Here is a 16,813-nt window from a genome sequence, read left to right on the forward strand (position 1 = left end):
GGGCAGCGGGTGAGGAAACAGGAACCACCTACGACCGCCACTTGACAGCGGCGGCCCGGTGGGAATCTCCCGCCTTCAGGCGGGATGAGCGTCAATACTTCGGCTTCGACTACGGGAGCGATGTGGTTCTCTCCCCACTGATCGACGATCCGAAGACGATGGCCGCCTTCGCGAGCGCGCACATGCGTCAGACCACCGGTACGCACGACGCGGCCTACTGGGAGGAACTGGTCGCCACGGCATCCGAGAACGGCGGACTGGGGTGCGACGACGACCTGGAACGGGAAACCGCTCCGCACGACCCGCGTGACGGCGTGTCGGACACCGAGAGTCACCTGCTCTACCTCCTGGGCGCGGCCACCGGGTGGGACGACTGGTTCGACGAGGCGCCGGAGGTGCGGCGAGCGTACGAGCGTCTGGGACTCGACGAGGAGGACCCGGACTTCATCGACCACTGCCTCCTTGCCGTTCGGGAGCACGGGGAGCAGGCCCGCCCCGACGAATGGGCCGTCGCACGCTTCCACCTGGCCACGGCGGTACAACACCTGCCGGACAACTGGCGAGCGCTGATCGCGCCGCTCGTGGAGCGCCTCATGAACCGGCGGTGAGCAGGGCGGCGCTCACGTATCCGTGCGGCGGCGGGTCCGCCACGCCGCCGCACGGCGCGTCCCTCTCACCGGCCGACGCACCCCGGCCCCGGCACCACGCACAACACCGCCCCCGGAGCCGGCCCCGAAGGATTTCCGGAGCCTCGGGCGAAGGCCGCCCTGAGCAGGGTTTCGGCCGCGGTGGTGCGGGGACCTCAGCACCCGGCCCGGGACGACCACCCGGCCGCAGGAACAACGAGCCCACCGCACACCATGACGTGCGCACAGTCGGCGAACCGGGCCCGCGCAGCGACGGGCGAAGAAGCCGACCGCCACACGACCACGCCGCACAGGCTGGAGACCACGTCAGCCACGCTCCCGCTCCCAGGCCGCCGCGAACATCTCGTGCAGCGGTGCCGTCGGCAGCACCCGCCCGAAAGGTGAGCGGATCTCGTTGCGCCACAGCGGACGCACCGCGTGTGTCGCCAGCTTCGCGGCCTCCAGGGGCAGGTGCGGGGCCTTCAGCTCGGTCCATTCCCCGGGCAGGAAAAGATTCCGGCCCGCACGGGCCCGCTTCGCCTCCACCACCGCGCCCGTGCCGAGCAGTTCCGCCCGGACCTCCGCGTGCCGCTTCGTCGTCCAGCCGTTCCACCTGCGCACGTTCCGGTCGGTGGGGGCGGCCAGCGCGGCCAGTTGGAGGTACAGCGCCGCCGCGTCCGCGCCGACCCCGAGTTCCTTCGCCGCCCGGGCGACAAGCTCCGGGCAGGACTGCCGCGGATCCGCCTCGTACGCCCCGACCGGCACCGTTCCCGAACCGGCCCGGCGCATCATCCGTTCCAGCCCGCCGCCGACCAACAGCGGTGCCACCCGGTCGAGTTCCTCGGCGAGATCGGTGACCTCCCGGACCCGCCGCCACACCTCCGGGCCGGTGATCGCGGCGGGGCGGAGGAAGGAGACACCGCGGGGTGCACACACCACCAGTGGCCCGGAGTCGTACGCGGTTGCCGGAACCGGGCCCTCCTCCTTGCGCCGGTCGCCCGCGACCGGCAGCCGTTCGGGCCCGAACCGCTCCGCGATCCGGGCCGAAGTGTCCTTGACCTGCCCACCGGGAAGCGCCAACAGCATTTCCGGACGCGACAGTTCGGACCGAAGCCGCTCGTAGACGTCTCTCGCGCCGGCCACCGCGGGGTCACCGACGGGCCGGTCCGTCCACGCCCACACCAGCGCGCTCGCGATCCGCGGGAGGTCGAGGCCGACGGGTGTCCCGTAAGGCGGTTCGGAGCCGGCCGACGGCACGGCCCGGACGTCGACCCCGCTGCTGTACGGAGTCGCCACCAGCTCCCAGGCCGCCGCCTCCACGGTCGTGTCCGCCGCGGCCCCGTGGCCGTACGCGAGCCGACGGGCCCACACCTCGGACAGGCCCAGATCCGCCTCCAGGGCGTCGGCCGCCGCATCGTGCAGGGCGGGCAGCACACCCATGCGTTCCCGCCACACCTCGGCCATCCGCTCCACGGCCGCCTCGATGCCGCCGGGCCGCCACAGCGCGGTCGGATCGTCGGGCACGGCCGCCGCCAGGACCGCCCCGCGGCCCGCCGCCCCGAGCCGCGCCCGCAGCCCGTCGTACGACTCGGCCGTCATCGGCGTGGCCCGGTACGGGGCCCTGCACACCAGGGCACGGTCCTCCGCGGGCTCCGCCCGGCCGACCAACCCCGCCACCACGAGCCGGGCCACGGCCCTTCGTACGCCCGTCAGTTCGGCGAAGCGCGCGGCCGCCGCCTCCGGCACCGGGACCGGCCCGTGCTCCTCGACCGCCGCGACCAGGGCCCGCAGCCGGACCGCGTCGTCCCGTTCCACCCGGACGCACCGCGCCTCCGGGACCGCCGTCGGCACCGGATCGTTCTCCGGATCCTCGGCGGCGGCCGTCACGAACCAGCACTCCGAGCCCCCGGGCCGCACCGCGCCGGACGCCACGGCGATCCCGCCGCCGCGCAGCCCGTCCAGGACCTCGGCGGACGCGCGACCCACCCACCAACGACGTCCGGCACGGGCGAACGGCTGGTCCGCCCAGGTCTCCAACAACGCCATCAGGGCGGCCCGTGCCGCGTCCGGCGTCGGTGCCACCGCCGCCCGCCAGGCCGCGGCATCGATCGCACCCACCAGCTGCGACCAGTCGCGCGGCGGCGTCGGCGGCGAGAGCCGCCGCACCTCCTCCCCGATGGTGCCCGCCAGGCAGGCACCATCGGCGGCCAGTGCGCTCAGCGTCGCCGGCAGCGCCGCGTCCGAGCTCGGCCGCCCCGGCCTCCGGTCCTCGTCGGGGACCAGCCCGAACAGCGCGGGCATCAGTTCGGTGTCCGGCGCCGACCGCCGCGGCAGGACCGGCGGCGCCTGCGCGAGCAGTGCGACCCGCCGATGCAGGGCGAGCCTGCGCTCCTCCACCCGGGCGGCCCGCCCGGACACCGCCACGACCGCCTCGACCAGCACCGGATCGGTGATCTGCGGCAACTCCCGTGCCACGACGGCGCGCAGCGTCCCGGCGTCGGCGCGGGCCGCCGCCAGCAGCGCGTCGGCGGTCTCCCGTCCCACCGACCGCAGCGCCCGGGACCCGGCCACGTCCCGGGTCCGCAGCAGGTACCAGAAGGCCGGCGGCAGGGCCACGCCGCCCGAGGCGGTGACCCGGCGCACCGGCTTCACCCGCGGATGCCGGGGCGAGCGGTGCCCGTCCAGCTCCCACAGCAGGACCCCGTCGGCCGCGTACGCGCGCACGCCCGTCCGGGTCTCCGCCTCGGCCAGGACCACGTCCTCCACCGCGCCCTCCGGCGGCGCCCACAGCCCCCACGGCTCCTGTCCCGGCCGGTCGATGTCGAACCGGGCCGTGCGCCCGTCCACGCTCTCCAGCAGGAAGTGGTCGGGCGCGTGGTCGCGGTGCCGGGTGCGGAACAGCACCCGGGTCCCGACCAGCCCGTCCCGGCTGCCGAGCGGCGAATCGGCGAGTCCGGCGGGCAGCGGCGCCAGTTGCAGGGCCTCCGGGGCCAGGGACATGCCGTCCTCGGACGCCTCCGTGCCCGGAGCGGCGCCGGGCGCGCGGCCCGGGAAGTCCGGCAGCGCCGCCGCGCCCCGAAGCTCCCCGGTGACCGGATCCGCCACCGCCCACGGACGCCGCCCGTAGACGGCGTTGGTCCAGATCCGCGAACCGTCGCCGAGCTGCAACTCGTCACGGTCGATCCCCTCCCGGCCGCCCGGACGCAGCACCCGGTTCCCGCCGTGGCGGCCGCCGCCGTCGGCGGTCTCGAACTGGAAGCCGTACGCCCCGTCCAGGCTGCCGCCGAAGGGCACCAGGCCCCCCGTCTCGTCAGGTGCGAACGGCTCCTCGGGGCGGTCGGCCCAGATGGCGGTGTCGCAGTGGTACGGAGCGGGCACGAGGGTCCAGCTCACCAGGAAGGAGCCGCCCACGTAGTGGACCGCGAACATGGTCGCGTCGTCGGGCACCGTGAACCGGCAGGAGCCCCGCACCCCGTCCGGGCCGACGGCGACCGCCCGGTCGGACCCGAACACCGTCAGCACCGGCCAGGTCGCGGTCACCCCCGCCACCCCCGGCAGCGCCTCGTCCGCCGCCTGCTCCGAGCCGTGCTCCGCCGCGTCCTGCGCGAATTGCGCGTACACCGACTCCAGGGCCGGCCAGGCGAGTTCCTCGGGCAGGCCGGCCGCCAGCGAACGCCGCAACGCGCCTGCCGCCCCCGCTTCGGCGAGGGCGTCGGTGATCCCGCCGAGCGCCGACACCGTCGGCCGGTCCAGCACGGTCTCCAACTCGGCGACGGACTCCTCGGCACCCGCCATGCCACCGCCCGCGACGGCGTTCACGAGTCTGCCGACGCGTGCGGCCACCTCCTGGGCTATGCCCTGGTTGCCCGGCAGCAGGGTCACCGCCGACCCGGAGCGGCGCCGGCGCGCCGACGACCAGTCGGGCAGCAGATCCGCGTGCACGGTCCCCTCCAACCGGGGGCCGAACACCGGATCGGCGGCCAGCGCGGCAAGGTCGCGCCGGGACCGCTCGCCCCAGAACCGCATCCGGATCTCCGCACCGGGATCGACAACCGCCACCCCGGCGGCCAGACAGGCGTCCAGCACGTCCGCGTCGAAGCCCTGGTAGTGGTGCCGGGTCGTGTGCACCGCCACGGGGGCGCCCGCCGCTCGCAGCCGCGGCCCCAACCGGCCCACCAGGTCCAGGAATTCCACCGGCAGCGGCTGACGCCCGACCCCACCGCCGGACTGCGCCGCGTACTGGTACATGTGCACGAAGTTGCCCACCCAGCGGTGGAGTCCGCCCTCGGGCACGACCCGGCCGGCCTCCATCGCCTCCGCCGCGCCGCAACCGATCAGCAGCCGCAGCCACGCCCCGCCGTCGATGGCCCCGTCGGGGAAGACCTCCACCAGCCCGGCGGCGATCGCGTCCGTCGGCGGATGGGCCGCCAGGACCGGGCCTGCGGCGTCCAGCACCGCGTCCGGCACCGACTTCTTCCGGGTGACCGCCAGGATCGCGCCGACCACGCGCGCGACCTCCTCGGTCCCGTGCCCGGCCGCCTTGGCGGAGGCCCGCACCCGGCGCACCAGATCGGCCGGCAGATCCGCCGACGAGCCCGCCCACGCGGTCAGGAACGCTTCGAGGGCGGTGTACGCGGCGGCCGGTTCCAGCGTCTCGGCGAGGAAGCGCTGGTGCGCCCCGAACTCCTTGGCCGGCATGGCCCCGCCCGCTGCGAACAGCAGTGCGTTGGCCCGGCGGTAGCCGGGATCCACCGGCAGCCCGTGCTCGGCCTCGGCCGCTCGCGCCGCCGCGTAGGCCCTCCCGCCGGGACGGCTTCCGCAACCGATCAACCGATGGCCCACGGTGTCCCAGAACCACGGCAGGTGGGCCGGCGGCAGCCGTCGGGCCCGCACTGCCATCGCGTCGACGAACCGGCCGGGCTTGCTCCAGGACCTGCCGAGTTCGGTACGCATGTCCTCGATCAGCTCGCGCGCGGCCCCGACCCCGTCCGGGTCGTGGACGGCGACCCATTCGGCGTAGGTGTGCGATCCGTGCGGACCGGTGGCGGGTACCAGGGACTCCAGCGAGACGATCATGCCCCGGATGGTCGCACAGGCCGCTGACAGTGCCCCGTCCCCGGCCGGGCCCGCGGGCAGTCCGGCGTCGGGCAGCACCGTACGGTGCCCGCATCGCGTCACCGCGGGGAGCAGCGATACGGGCCGTCGGCTTCCGTGTCAGATCGACCGCGGGCCGTACTGACGCTCCGTCCGCGCGGCATGACGTGCTCGGCGCTCGTGCCACCGCACCCCGGCGTACACGGCGGGCAGCAGCGCGATCCAGACCGTCACCAGGACGAGCCAGCCCCGGTTCTCGTGGCCCCCGCCCGACGAGGCGAAGGCGCCCGCGACGCCCGCCGGAACCGCGGCGAGGGCCGCCCACAGCGTGCACACCCCGAAGAACCCGAAGCCGCGGGGCGGTCCGTACCGGGCCACCTCGCGGGCCCGGGCGAGCAGTACGGCTCCCAGGTAGAGCAGGTAGCAGCCGAACACCAGCAGGACCACGGCCAGCCCCGCCTGCCATTCGGGCTCGCTCTCCGGGCTGTCGGTGGACGGTTGTGTCACCCCGTCACGGGCGAGGGCGATGGCGTAGTCGCGCCACAGGGTGACGGTGACCTCGTCACCCGGCTCCAGCCGCTCGAAGAGCGGCTCGTCCGACTCCATGTCCATCTCGTGGGGGACACCCGGCGGGCCGTCGAGCCGCACCTCGTACCTCGGGTTCCTGCCGCCCGTCCGCTTCGCGCTGCGAACGGTGGCGCTCCGCACGTGGAGGCAGTCGGTCCGCGGCGTCCGGTCCGCGCATGTGCCGGCCGCGCGGAAGTCCCGGACCGTACCGACGGCCTCCGGCACCGACGCCGCGCAGGCGGCCGCCATGAGCAGCAGAATCAGCGAGCCGAGCAGCGAGCCGACCCCCCACGCCCGCCGCCACCGTGCCCGACGGCGGACGGAGGACGCCCCGTCGGGCAGGCTTCGCGGGGGCCGTTTCGGGGAGCGCATCGGCTCCTTCCTCTTTGGGCGGCCATGTGGCGGTATCGCTGATTTCACGCCGCAAGGCTAACGGCCTTAGGGCCATGGGGCGGGCTCCCTCATGCTCCTCAAGCAGTAAGGGGCGGGCGCTCATGCTCCGGAGGCATCCCCGCCCAGGCCGCTCAGGGGGTGCCGTTCGTCGATGAGCCGCAGGCTCATGCGGCGCAGGGCGGCCAGCGGCGGCTCGTCCCGCTCGCGCTCGCGCACCGTCGCGGTGAGCAGCTCGGCGATCTCCGGGCCGCGGTCGAGGAAGAGATTCTCCTTGCGCGGGAGGTGGTTGAGGACCGTCATCGCGGACACGTCGGCGGCCTCGGCGATCCGGGCCACCGTGACGCCCGGACCACGCGTTCCTGGAGAAGGAGCTGACCGCGTGGTTCGGGGCACGCGACTGATCGGTTCCGTCACCTCCCGCCCGCCGGAACCCGTCTGCGGGTACCGATGTCGGTGGCGGCTGGGAGGCTGGACGGCATGAACGGCGATGAGCAACTGCTGCGCGGGCGGGTCTACGGCCGGGACCACGACGACCCCGATCCCGGCCCCCGGCCGGGCCGGACCTACGTCGAACTGACCGGCGGCCCGCTGGACGGGCTGCTGCTGGACGTCACCGGATGGACGCCGGACGACATCGACGCCGGTGCCGCGCTGCCCACCGAATTGGGGAGATTCGGTGCCGGCGGCAGAGCGGTGTATGGTCCGCGTCCGGGTGCGCCCGGCCGCTTCGACTGGTCCGGCGATACCCCCTGACCGGGTCGGCCCTTCCGAAGCGGGGACGACCGGGGTCCGCAATCACGCGGGCGCTCCGACGCCTGTCGCCGCGCGCCCGCCGGGACCGGCCGGACAGGGACGGCTCTTGGACGGAGGGGTGATCGGGCGTGGCGGTGTCGTGGGCGACACGGAAGCTGCTCGACAGGTATGCCGGTGATCCGGCGGCGGTGACCTGGCGGTGGGAATCGACGGTCGTGGACGTGGTGCTGAGGTACGGGTCCCGATCCGATGCGGAGGCGCTTCTCCCGGTGTTCCTCGACGATCCCGAGGCACGCGCGAGACTCGTTCCGGTCTTCGCCCGGCACGGGGACATCGGTATGGCCGAACGCCTGCTGGAGGCGAGTGTCGAGGCGGGCAGGCTGCGCGACGGCGTGCCGACCGGTGTGCTGCGTGCCGTCGGCCATCTGGGGTGCGAGTCGGCCGAGCGGTTGCTGTGGGAGCACGTCGAGGGCTCGTACCCGGAGTCGGTGGATGCCTGCCTGGGGTTGCTGCACCTGTCGTGCCGAGGTCTGCGGACCGAGATCGCGAAGACCCTGGAGCGGTATGCGGGCTCCCACCTGTTCCCCGAGTTCCTGCCGGTCCTCGCCACGAAGACGGGCGACCCGTCGTGGCTGGAAAGGCTCGTCGAGTGGGGCGAGGGCGCCGCGTCCACGGACTGCAACGGCGGGCTGATCCTGGGCATCGCCCTGCACGGCGACACCGCCCGCACCGAATTCACCCGGCTGTTGTGGAACCCGCGCTGGGAGGCGTTCGGCGGTGGGACGGGATCGGACTACTGGGCGTACGCGGGCGCACGCGTGCTGGGCCTCGGCATGGCCGAGCTGTACGCCGAGTTGGTCGCCCGGTTGCGTTCGGGTGCGGACGCCGACACCAAACGGCACTGCGTGGAGACGTTCACCGCCCTGCTGGGCCACTGGGCGGACCGAGGCTGGCTCGGCCTGCGCATGGCGGCCGAGCCGGACGAGAGCAGCGAGGCGCTGTGCCATCTGCTGTTCGCCTGGTCCTCGCCCCATGAGGACGACTCGTTGATCGGCCTGGCCGGCCGCGTGCTCGACCGCGACGACCGGCTCGTCGACACCTTGCACCACCTGGAGACGACCCTGTGGAACGCGGCGGGGCACGAGCTGGAGCTCCGCGCGTGTGCGGCGAAGGCGGTCGAGGACGAGACAGCCACCCGACCCGGTGCGCCCCGCCGCCGTTGACACCGTCGCAGGGCGCACCGAGGGCGCGGGAGACGTCAGGCGCCGCGCTCGACCGGACCGATGAGGGTACCGGCGGCCACGTTCAGCGCGCCGTCGGCAAAGGACGTGCCGGGGATCTCGCCGCCCGGGGCCCGCAGGGTGAACGACGCCTCGTCCGCGGCGACGCCGTGGCCGCTGTCGGGAACCTGGATGTCGAAGTGCACCGGGTGGCCCGGACCGAAGGTCACCGCGGTCGTCCGGTCGCCGTAGCGGCCGGCGGTGATCCCGACGTCCGAACCATGGTGGGAGAACCGCACATCGGTGGGCGAACCGGCGAGCTCGCACGTTTCGTACCCGCGCGGTGCGGTCAGCGTCACCCGGTAGTGGCTGTGCCCGCTGCTGGCGGGCGCCTCGGTGATCTTCGCGATGTGGTTGGCCGGTCGGCAGGCCGAGGGGGCGGCGCCGACGGCCGTCGCGGACGAAGCCTGTGCGGCCCCCGCGCCGACGGCCCCCGTCATCAGCGCGGTGGTGGCCACGGCAACGGCGAACTTTCGGTTCATGCGCATCCTGAACACTCCTTGCCTCGCTCAATGGTCCTGCGGGTGTTCTCCACCAGAACCATGGTCAGCACGATTACTGCCCCCCGGCCGTCGCGGGGAATGTCCCAGGATTGCCACGGCGGCGTGCCCGGCAGGCAGTCGGTTCGATGGGGGAGCGGTTCACCGAGCGGATCCCCACGGCGTCACGGTCGCAGGATGCACCGGAGCCGGCGGGAGCGGGCCTCGCGGGCGTCCCGGCTGAGCGCCGCTTGCGGCGCCAGGGTGTCGAATCCGTGGAACGCGCCGGGCCACACGTGCAGTTCGGCCTGGCCGCCGGCTCGCCACCGGCGTTCACGACGGGCCCATGCCCGGGACGGCGTGCGGGCGACCGGTGTCCCGACCGGAACAGCTCGTCAGGACACCCCCGTACAGGGAGAACACGTGCGCGACGTCCATGCGCCGTAGTCAATCACCCGCCGGACGGAGGACACAGCCCCTCAGGAGCCGTCGGCGACGGGCCCGCACGTCGTCCTCGGCCCGGACCGAAGCCGTTCCCGACCGAAGCCGTTCCCGACCGAAGCCGTTCCCGACCGAAGCCGGTGCGAACACCGGGGCGGGTGGCGCCACCCCGGTGTCGGCAGTCCGCCTCCGTCGCGGCTGCGGCGTGTGTCAGAGGACCGTCACGTTGAAGACCGGCGAGGCCGTGGTGCCGCTGACGATGCGCAGGTCGTTCTTGCCCTTCAGCCCGAGCTTGACGCCGAGCGAGTAGGAGCCGTCCCGCGAGATGTTCGTGGACGCGGGCAGCCCGACCCACTTGCCGTGCTGCTTCTGCTGAAGGGTCACCTTGCTGCCTGCCGGGAGGCCCGTGGTGTGACCCGTGACCCGGAACAGCTGCCAGGCGCGGACGGACGACACCGACGGCTTGGCTGTGATGCTCGCCTTGGCGGGCACGGCCTTCTGGGCGACGACCGGGGTTGCGGTGTCCGCGGCCGGGGTGGCCGCCATCGCGGTGCCCGTGAGGGCGAGGGAGGCCGCGCCGAGGACACCGACGACAGCCATGCGCAGGGAGTGCCGATTCGAAACCATCACAGATCTGCCCCTTTTCGTGGTGAGAACAGTCCTTCGCGCCAAAGGGCACCTACGTGTCGATTGGCGCATTCACTGGGAACGACGACACAGCGGAGGAAAGCGTTCATCGGGGCTTTGTCACTGTCTTGCAACAGCCGGACGGGGCAGGGGAGCGGTGGTGCCCGGAACGGCTCGGGCTCCTCCTCCGGCGGGGCCGGGCGGTCGTCGGCCTCGTACGCGCCCGTCGGCCGGTCGGACCGGCCGCCCGCATGCGCTACAGTTGATCTTGCCGGTTCGCCGCAGTTCGCGGAAACCGACAGTGCGTTGGTGGTCCAAGGAAAGACGCCCCGCTTCCCGCGGGGAAATGCAGGTGCAAGGCCTGCCCAGCGCTCGCCCACGAGGCCCTTCCCCGATCGGGGAAGGGCCTCGTCACGTTCACCGTGCCGTGAGCCGGAGAACCTCCCTACGGCCCTCGCCCACGAGGAGTCCTTCCCGAATCACCGGCGGCACGACCGCCGAGCGGGGAGGATGCTCTCGTGGAGAGCTTCGCGAGGTACCCGAGCCGTCGGACATTCATCGCCCTCGGCGTCGGGACGGTACTGGCCGCCGGTGCGTCCGCGACTGCCCCGGCCCACGCGGCGGGCGGCACCGCACCGGATGCGGACCCGGTCGTCCGGGCGCTGGCAGGCATCGAACGGGAACACGGCGCCCGGCTGGGGGTGTTCGCGCGGAACGCGGTCACGGGCAGGAGCGTGGTGTACCGCGCGGACGAACTCTTCCCGATCTGCTCGGTGCACAAGACGATCACCGCCGCCGCGGTCCTGAGGGACCTCGACCGGGACGGCGAGTTCCTCGCCAGGCGCATCCGGTACACCGCGAAGGACGTCGCGGACGCGGGCCACGCCCCCGTCACCGGGACGCCCGAGCACCTCGCGAACGGCATGACCGTCGCGGAGCTGTGCGCCGCCGCCGTCGGCCACAGCGACAACGCCGCCGACAACCTGCTGCTCCGTCGGCTCGGCGGTCCTGCGGCGATCACCCGCTTCTGCCGGTCCATCGGCGACGGCGTGACGCGGCTCGACCGGTGGGAGCCCGAGCTGAACTCCTCCGAACCGGGACGCAGGACGGACACCACGAGCCCGGCCGCCATCGGGCGGAGCCACCTGGAGCTGGTGCTCGGCACCGCGCTCGCCCGGCGGGACCGTCGGCGGTTGACCGACTGGCTGCTCGCCAACACCACCGGCGCGGCACGCCTGCGCGCCGGACTGCCCGAGGACTGGACCCTCGCCGACAAGACCGGCACCGGCGACTACGGGACCACCAACGACGTCGGCATCGCCTGGACCCCGGAACGGACGCCCGTCGCGCTGGCCGTCCTGTCCACCAAACAGGACGCCGACGCTCCGGCGGACGAACGGCTGGTCGCCAGGACCGCCGCCGTGCTGGCGGAAGCCCTCACCCGGCACTCGTGACCCCCGCCGTCCGGACCGGCGGGCGTCCGGGGAGCGGCCGTACCGAGGCGCGGGGCCGGGGCACCACGCCGTATCGGACGCGTCGCCGCGGACGGTCCCGGCCCCGCCCCGACCGGTCGGCCGCGCCGGTCACGTCGCGGGGTCCTCCCTCTCCCCGCCGCCGCTCCTGATGCCGTCGGTCCTGCGGGGCAGGCCGTAGGGGTTGTCGTCGGAGAGTTCCGGCGGGAGCAGCCCCGCGGGCAGGTTCTGGTAGCAGACGGGGCGCAGGAACCTGCGCATCGCGAGCGTCCCCACCGACGTGGTACGCCCGTCGGAGGTCGCGGGGAAGGGCCCGCCGTGCACCATCGCGTGGCTCACCGCCACTCCGGTGGGCCAGCCGTCGAACAGCACCCGACCGGCCATGTCCTCCAGAACGGGCAGGAGTTCCGCCGCCGCCGGACCGTCTCCCCCGCCGTGGTGCACCGTGGCGGTGAGCTGTCCCCGCAGCGCGCGGGCCACCCGGGTCAGCTGTTCGCCGTCCCGGCAGACGACAAGGGTCGACGTGGGACCGAAGGCTTCTTCCTGAAGTCCGGGGGCCTTCAGGAAGTCGTCGGCCGCGACGGTCAGCAGCCGGGTCGTCGCGGTGTTCTCGCCCTCGCCCGGCAGGCCGGTGGCGATCTCCCGAACGCCCTCGCCGGACCGCAGGCCGGCCGTGGCCCGCTCGTAGGCCCGGTGGATGCCGGTGGTCAGCATCGTCTGCGCCGTGCCGCGGCCGACGGCCGCGGTGGCCGATGCGACGAACCGGTCCAGTTCCGCTCCGGCCACCGCGATCACCAGGCCGGGGTTGGTGCAGAACTGCCCCGCGCCGAGGGTCAGCGACGCGGTGAACCCCTCGGCGAGGTCCTCGGCCCGTTCGCGCAGGGCGCCCGGCAGCAGGAAGACCGGGTTGACGCTGCTCATCTCCGCGTACACCGGGATCGGTACCGGCCGGGCCGCGGCGGTGCGCATCAGGGCGAGGCCGCCGGACTGCGAGCCGGTGAAGCCGACCGCGCGGATCCGGGGATCGGCCACCAATGCCTGCCCGAGATCGTTTCCGGCCCCGAAGAGGAGCGAGAACACCCCCTCGGGCAGTCCGCGGTCCCGGACGGCCGCCGCGACGGCGGAGCCGACGAGTTCGCAGGTACCGAGATGGGCCTGATGGCCCTTCACCACCACCGGGCAGCCCGCGGCGAGGGCCGACGCGGTGTCCCCGCCCGCCACGGAGAAGGCCAGCGGGAAGTTGCTCGCGCCGAAGACCGCCACCGGCCCGACGGCGAGATGCCGCTGGCGCAGATCGGGTCCGGCCGTCCGACGGCCGGCGGGCGGGGCGGGGTCGACGCGTACCTCGGCCCATTCCCCGGCCCGTACCTCCTCGGCGAAGAGGCGGAGCTGGGCGGTGGTGCGGTCGCGTTCACCGCTGATCCGGGCTCGGGGCAGGCCGCTCTCCGCAACGGCCCGGTCGATGAGTTCGTCCCCGAGTTCCTCGATGCGTTCGGCGATCCGCTCCAGGAACGCGGCGCGTTCGCCGGGGGGCACGGAACGGTAGCGGACTGCGGCAAGTGCGGCGCGTTCGCACGCGTCGTCGACGTCCCGCGCTCCGCCCGCGGGACAGGGCGGTTCCAACGGCTCGTCGGTCCGGGGGTCGGCAGAGCGGGCCGCCGGGCCGGTGCCCTGGCGTCGTTCCGCGCCGATGAACATGGCTCCGCTGAGGGGCATGGCTGTGTACCTCGTCAGAAAGTGCTGGGTCGGGAGGGACCGGTCGGGAGAGGCCGGTCGGGAGGGACCGGTCGGGAGGGACCGGCCCGCCGGTGGAGGCGGTCGGGGCGGTGGGGCGCCGCTGAGGGGCGGCGCCCCCGGTGGGACGGTTCAACCGCGCCGGTCGACGGCCAGGATGTGCAGGCAGGACAGAACCGTCTCGCCGTTCTGGTTGGTGCCGGTGTACTGCTTGGTCACCAGCCCGATGCCGGGCCTGCGGTGATCGCGCAGTTCGGTGACGACGGCGTGGGCCGAGACGGTGTCGCCGGCCAGGACGGGCCGGGGGAAGCGGATGCGCTCGTAGCCGTACGCCACCGCGCGCGGGTTGTACTCGACGGTGAGCCCGACGACCAGCCCGAAGGTGAGCACCCCGTGCACGAGCCGTCCGCCGAACCGCTCCTCGGCGAAGGCGCGGTCCATGTGCGCCGGGTGGAAATCCATGGTGAGCCCGGCGAAGGTGCTGATGTCGCCCTGGTCCAGGGTTCGTGAGCCGCCCTCCTGGGTCTCGCCCACCGTGTAGTCCTCGAAGTAGCGTTCCACGAGCCGCATGTCAGGCCACCGCCTTCGCCGTCGGGCCGCCGTCGGCCGGGCCCGAGTGGACCCATGCCTCCTCCGCGGCGAAATCCGTCTCGGTGCCCTGGCGGGCGTCCGACCTGAAGTACTTCGAGTAGTGGACCGACACGAGCGCGATGGTGGCGTAGACGACCATGCAGAGGGCGATGGGCCACCAGCTGTCCGCGGCCCGGTACAGCGCGGTCGCCACCAGCGGGGTCGTGCCGGCGAGGATCGCGCCGCTCGTCTCGCGGGCGAAGGCGACGCCCGAGTAGCGCAGGGCGGGCGGGAACATCTCGGGGAGGAAGGCGGCCTGGGCGGCGTAGCAGACGGTGACGGAGCAGACGAAGCAGATCACCAGCGCCGCGATGATCACGGGAGTGCTGCGGGTGTCGATGAGCGCGAACATCGGGAAGGGCCACAGAATCCCGAAGGCGGTTCCGCAGAGGAAGAGCCTGCGCCGGCCGACCCGGTCGCCGAGGGCGCCGAAGAGCGGCATGAAGGCGGCTCCGGACACCAGCACGGTGGCGTTCACCGCCAGTGCGAGACCGGCCGCCAGACCGACGTTGTCCGTGAGGTAGCTCAGGATCCACACCTGGGGGATGTAGGAGTATCCGCTCAGGATGACGTTGGATCCCAGGGCGACCAGGAGGCGGCGCTTCTCGGTGCGCAGCAGTTGGGCGAGCGGGACCTTCGGTGCGTCGTCGGACTCCTTGACGGCCTCGAAGGAGTCCGTCTCCGTCACCCTGCGCCGGATGTAGAAGGACACGGCCAGCAGCACCAGGCTGAGCAGGAAGGGCAGCCGCCATCCCCAGGTGTAGAAGCTGTCCCCGGTGAGGGCCAGTACGCCCTGGAAGACGGAGAGCCCCAGTGCCGAGCCGATCCACACGCCCGCGCCCGACCACGAGGCGTAGAAGCCGCGCCGTGCGGGCGGGGCCGACTCGGAGGACAGCACCACCGCGCCGGCGTACTCGGCTCCCGCGCCGAGCCCCTGGGCCAGCCGCAGGACCACGAGGAGCAGCGGGGCGAGGACGCCCACGCTGTCGTGGCCGGGCAGTACACCGATCAGGGTGGTGCTGACCCCCATCAGCGCGAGGGTGACCACCATCACCGGCTTGCGGCCGATCCGGTCGCCGAGATGCCCGAACACCATGCCCCCGAAGGGACGGGCGAAGTAGCCGACCGCGAAGGTGGCGAACGCCGCCATGAGCCCGACGAACGGGTCGTCGGTGCCGAAGAAGTAGTCCTTGAAGATCAGGGTCGCCGCGGCACCGTAGAGGCCGAAGTCGTACCACTCGACGAGGCTGCCCACCGCCGAGGCCATCGAGGCCCGGCGGGCCCGGGTGGTGGCTCTGCCGGAGACGGGGGCGGGGGTGGGGGACGTATCCATGTCTGCTCCATTGCTGTGATGGATCATCTCGCTGATGGGTGTGCTCAGCCCTCTCGCTGCGCTCGACGGGTGCCCTCGGGGCGGAGGGCGGATTCTGCGGTCATTCGACGGGGGCGCAGTGGACGACGCCGTCCTTCGCCAGCCGGTCGATGACGTCCTCGGGGATGCCGAGTTCGGTCAGCACCTGTCGGCTGTGCTGGCCGTTGACGGGGGCGGGGCGCTCCACGGTCTGCGGGGCGGCGGCCAGCCTGAAGGGGAAGCCGGGGGTGGTGACGGTCCCCTCGGTGGGGTGCTCGTAGGTGACGAACGAGCCGTTGTGCACGACCTGCGGGTCCGCCATCAACTGGTCGTAGTCGTAGACGGGCCCGCACCACACTCCGGCCGAGCCCAGTGTCTCCAGCCAGTGGGCGGTGGTTTTGGTGCGCAGGTTCTCCTCGACCAGCGCCGAGATCTCGTCGCGCCTGTCGAAGCCGTCGCGTTCGGCTTCGTAGACGGCGAGCCGGGGATCGCGCATCAGCTCGGCCAGGGTCGCGGGTTCGGCGAAGGAGAGCGCCAGATGGCCGTCCTGGGTGGGGTAGATCCCGTACGGGGCGCGGATGTAGCTGTGGGCGTGGATGTGCTCGCTGCGGCTCTGGCGCACCCCGCCGACCGTGCGCACGGTGATCTCCTGCATCTGGGCGGCGATGATCGCGTCGAGCATGTTGACCTCGACCAACTGCCCCTGTCCGGTGCGCTGACGGTGGAACAGCGCGGCGAGGGCGCCCTCGAACGCGGAGTAGGCCGCGAAGGCGTCGACGAGGAAGTACGGAGCCGCCGTCGGGGCCGCGCCGGGCTCACCGGCGCTGAACAGCGCCCCGCTCATGGCCTGGAGAAGGAGGTCCTGGCCCGGGCGCCGGGCGTACGGCCCGCTCTCGCCGTAGCCGGAGACGGAGACGTACACCAGGTCGGGCTTGATGGCTCGCAGCGTCTCGTAATCCACGCCGAGGCGCTGGGCGACCCCCGGGCGGTAGTTCTGCAGGAACACGTCCGCGGTCGCCACGAGTTCGCGCAGTAGTCGGCCGCCCTCCTCGGACTTGAGGTCGACCGACAGGCTGCGCTTGTTGCGGTTGAGCGACAGGAAGGAGGCGTTGACCTCGTTGCCCCGGGCACCACCGGCGGCCGCGTGGCGCTGCCATTCGCCCGTGGTGGGTTCGACCTTGACGACGTCGGCTCCGAGGTCGGCAAGTTTCATGGCGGCGAACGGTCCGGACATCGCGATCGAGAGATCGAGTACTCGGATTCCTTCGAGAACCTTCATGAGCAGCCTCTTCACATAGAGTCGGAAAGAGAGCGAAAGGGGACGATCCCTGCGCACACGAGGAATGTTAGCGCTATCGATAGCGCT

Annotated in this window: 13 protein-coding genes and 1 pseudogene; 4 read left to right on the forward strand and 10 right to left on the reverse strand. The window is 73.2% G+C overall.

Features of this window, described 5'->3' with window-relative positions; all coding sequences use genetic code 11:
• Positions 1-608 (forward strand): hypothetical protein (locus tag ACFC79_RS31605; protein WP_376247283.1); only part of this gene is annotated, 608 nt, incomplete at its 5' end.
• Positions 609-953: 345 nt separating this feature from the next.
• Here ACFC79_RS31605 and ACFC79_RS31610 read toward each other — a convergent pair.
• The 3 genes from ACFC79_RS31610 to ACFC79_RS31620 all read right to left on the reverse strand — a co-directional run bounded on the left by ACFC79_RS31610 (position 954) and on the right by ACFC79_RS31620 (position 7,016).
• Positions 954-5,702 carry a hypothetical protein gene (locus ACFC79_RS31610; protein ID WP_376247286.1) on the reverse strand — a complete coding sequence of 1,583 codons (4,749 nt, stop codon included), beginning with the start codon at positions 5,700-5,702 and terminating at the stop codon, positions 954-956.
• A gap of 138 nt (positions 5,703-5,840) precedes the next feature.
• A complete protein-coding gene (locus ACFC79_RS31615; protein ID WP_376247289.1) occupies positions 5,841-6,659 on the reverse strand; it encodes a hypothetical protein in 819 nt (272 codons plus the stop codon).
• Between the two features lie 120 nt (positions 6,660-6,779).
• A complete protein-coding gene (locus tag ACFC79_RS31620; RefSeq protein ID WP_376247292.1) occupies positions 6,780-7,016 on the reverse strand; it encodes a hypothetical protein in 237 nt (78 codons plus the stop codon).
• 141 nt (positions 7,017-7,157) lie between these two features.
• Here ACFC79_RS31620 and ACFC79_RS31625 point away from each other — a divergent pair, with 141 nt between their 5' ends.
• Both ACFC79_RS31625 and ACFC79_RS31630 read left to right on the forward strand, forming a co-directional pair.
• A complete protein-coding gene (locus ACFC79_RS31625; RefSeq protein ID WP_376247295.1) occupies positions 7,158-7,433 on the forward strand; it encodes a hypothetical protein in 276 nt (91 codons plus the stop codon).
• Between the two features lie 128 nt (positions 7,434-7,561).
• Positions 7,562-8,656, forward strand: coding sequence for a hypothetical protein (locus ACFC79_RS31630; RefSeq protein ID WP_376247296.1), 1,095 nt, complete (start codon positions 7,562-7,564; stop codon positions 8,654-8,656).
• 35 nt (positions 8,657-8,691) lie between these two features.
• On the opposite strand, the gene ACFC79_RS31635 is transcribed toward ACFC79_RS31630, so the two are convergent.
• The 3 genes and pseudogenes from ACFC79_RS31635 to ACFC79_RS31645 all read right to left on the reverse strand — a co-directional run bounded on the left by ACFC79_RS31635 (position 8,692) and on the right by ACFC79_RS31645 (position 10,260).
• Positions 8,692-9,201, reverse strand: a complete 510-nt coding sequence (locus ACFC79_RS31635) for a DUF4232 domain-containing protein (RefSeq protein WP_376247299.1) — start codon at positions 9,199-9,201, stop codon at positions 8,692-8,694.
• Positions 9,202-9,377: 176 nt separating this feature from the next.
• Positions 9,378-9,518 (reverse strand): annotated as a pseudogene (locus ACFC79_RS31640) (alpha/beta hydrolase); the annotation flags it as partial.
• A gap of 325 nt (positions 9,519-9,843) precedes the next feature.
• Positions 9,844-10,260: a hypothetical protein gene (locus ACFC79_RS31645; RefSeq protein ID WP_376247302.1), complete on the reverse strand. Its 417-nt coding sequence runs from the start codon at positions 10,258-10,260 to the stop codon at positions 9,844-9,846.
• 518 nt (positions 10,261-10,778) lie between these two features.
• Here ACFC79_RS31645 and bla point away from each other — a divergent pair.
• A complete protein-coding gene (gene bla / locus ACFC79_RS31650; protein WP_376247304.1) occupies positions 10,779-11,714 on the forward strand; it encodes a class A beta-lactamase in 936 nt (311 codons plus the stop codon).
• Between the two features lie 129 nt (positions 11,715-11,843).
• Here bla and ACFC79_RS31655 read toward each other — a convergent pair whose 3' ends face one another.
• The 4 genes from ACFC79_RS31655 to ACFC79_RS31670 form a co-directional block, all read right to left on the reverse strand.
• Complete coding sequence (locus tag ACFC79_RS31655; RefSeq protein ID WP_376247307.1) at positions 11,844-13,448, reverse strand: aldehyde dehydrogenase (NADP(+)); 1,605 nt, start codon at positions 13,446-13,448, stop codon at positions 11,844-11,846.
• A 150-nt stretch (positions 13,449-13,598) separates the two neighbouring features.
• The gene (locus ACFC79_RS31660; protein ID WP_376247310.1) at positions 13,599-14,036 is read right to left on the reverse strand and encodes a MaoC family dehydratase; all 438 of its coding nucleotides are present in this window, start codon (positions 14,034-14,036) and stop codon (positions 13,599-13,601) included.
• 1 nt (position 14,037) lies between these two features.
• On the reverse strand, positions 14,038-15,429 hold the full coding sequence (locus ACFC79_RS31665; protein ID WP_376247311.1) for an MFS transporter: 1,392 nt from the start codon (positions 15,427-15,429) through the stop codon (positions 14,038-14,040).
• 100 nt (positions 15,430-15,529) lie between these two features.
• On the reverse strand, positions 15,530-16,726 hold the full coding sequence (locus ACFC79_RS31670; protein WP_376247314.1) for a CaiB/BaiF CoA transferase family protein: 1,197 nt from the start codon (positions 16,724-16,726) through the stop codon (positions 15,530-15,532).
• Positions 16,727-16,813 lie beyond the last annotated feature (87 nt).

Origin of the sequence: Streptomyces sp. NPDC056061 (assembly GCF_042266885.1) — a bacterium.
Lineage (GTDB): Bacteria > Actinomycetota > Actinomycetes > Streptomycetales > Streptomycetaceae > Streptomyces.

What these genes read in the sequence shown, in the direction of transcription:
- ACFC79_RS31670 (WP_376247314.1), bottom strand. Translation starts at nt 16,726, where the DNA reads ATGAAGGTTCTCGAAGGAATCCGAGTACTCGATCTCTCGATCGCGATG.
- ACFC79_RS31610 (WP_376247286.1), bottom strand. Translation starts at nt 5,702, where the DNA reads ATGATCGTCTCGCTGGAGTCCCTGGTACCCGCCACCGGTCCGCACGGA.
- ACFC79_RS31625 (WP_376247295.1), top strand. Translation starts at nt 7,158, where the DNA reads ATGAACGGCGATGAGCAACTGCTGCGCGGGCGGGTCTACGGCCGGGAC.
- ACFC79_RS31615 (WP_376247289.1), bottom strand. Translation starts at nt 6,659, where the DNA reads ATGCGCTCCCCGAAACGGCCCCCGCGAAGCCTGCCCGACGGGGCGTCC.
- ACFC79_RS31635 (WP_376247299.1), bottom strand. Translation starts at nt 9,201, where the DNA reads ATGCGCATGAACCGAAAGTTCGCCGTTGCCGTGGCCACCACCGCGCTG.
- ACFC79_RS31645 (WP_376247302.1), bottom strand. Translation starts at nt 10,260, where the DNA reads ATGGTTTCGAATCGGCACTCCCTGCGCATGGCTGTCGTCGGTGTCCTC.
- ACFC79_RS31660 (WP_376247310.1), bottom strand. Translation starts at nt 14,036, where the DNA reads ATGCGGCTCGTGGAACGCTACTTCGAGGACTACACGGTGGGCGAGACC.
- ACFC79_RS31665 (WP_376247311.1), bottom strand. Translation starts at nt 15,429, where the DNA reads ATGGATACGTCCCCCACCCCCGCCCCCGTCTCCGGCAGAGCCACCACC.
- ACFC79_RS31655 (WP_376247307.1), bottom strand. Translation starts at nt 13,448, where the DNA reads ATGCCCCTCAGCGGAGCCATGTTCATCGGCGCGGAACGACGCCAGGGC.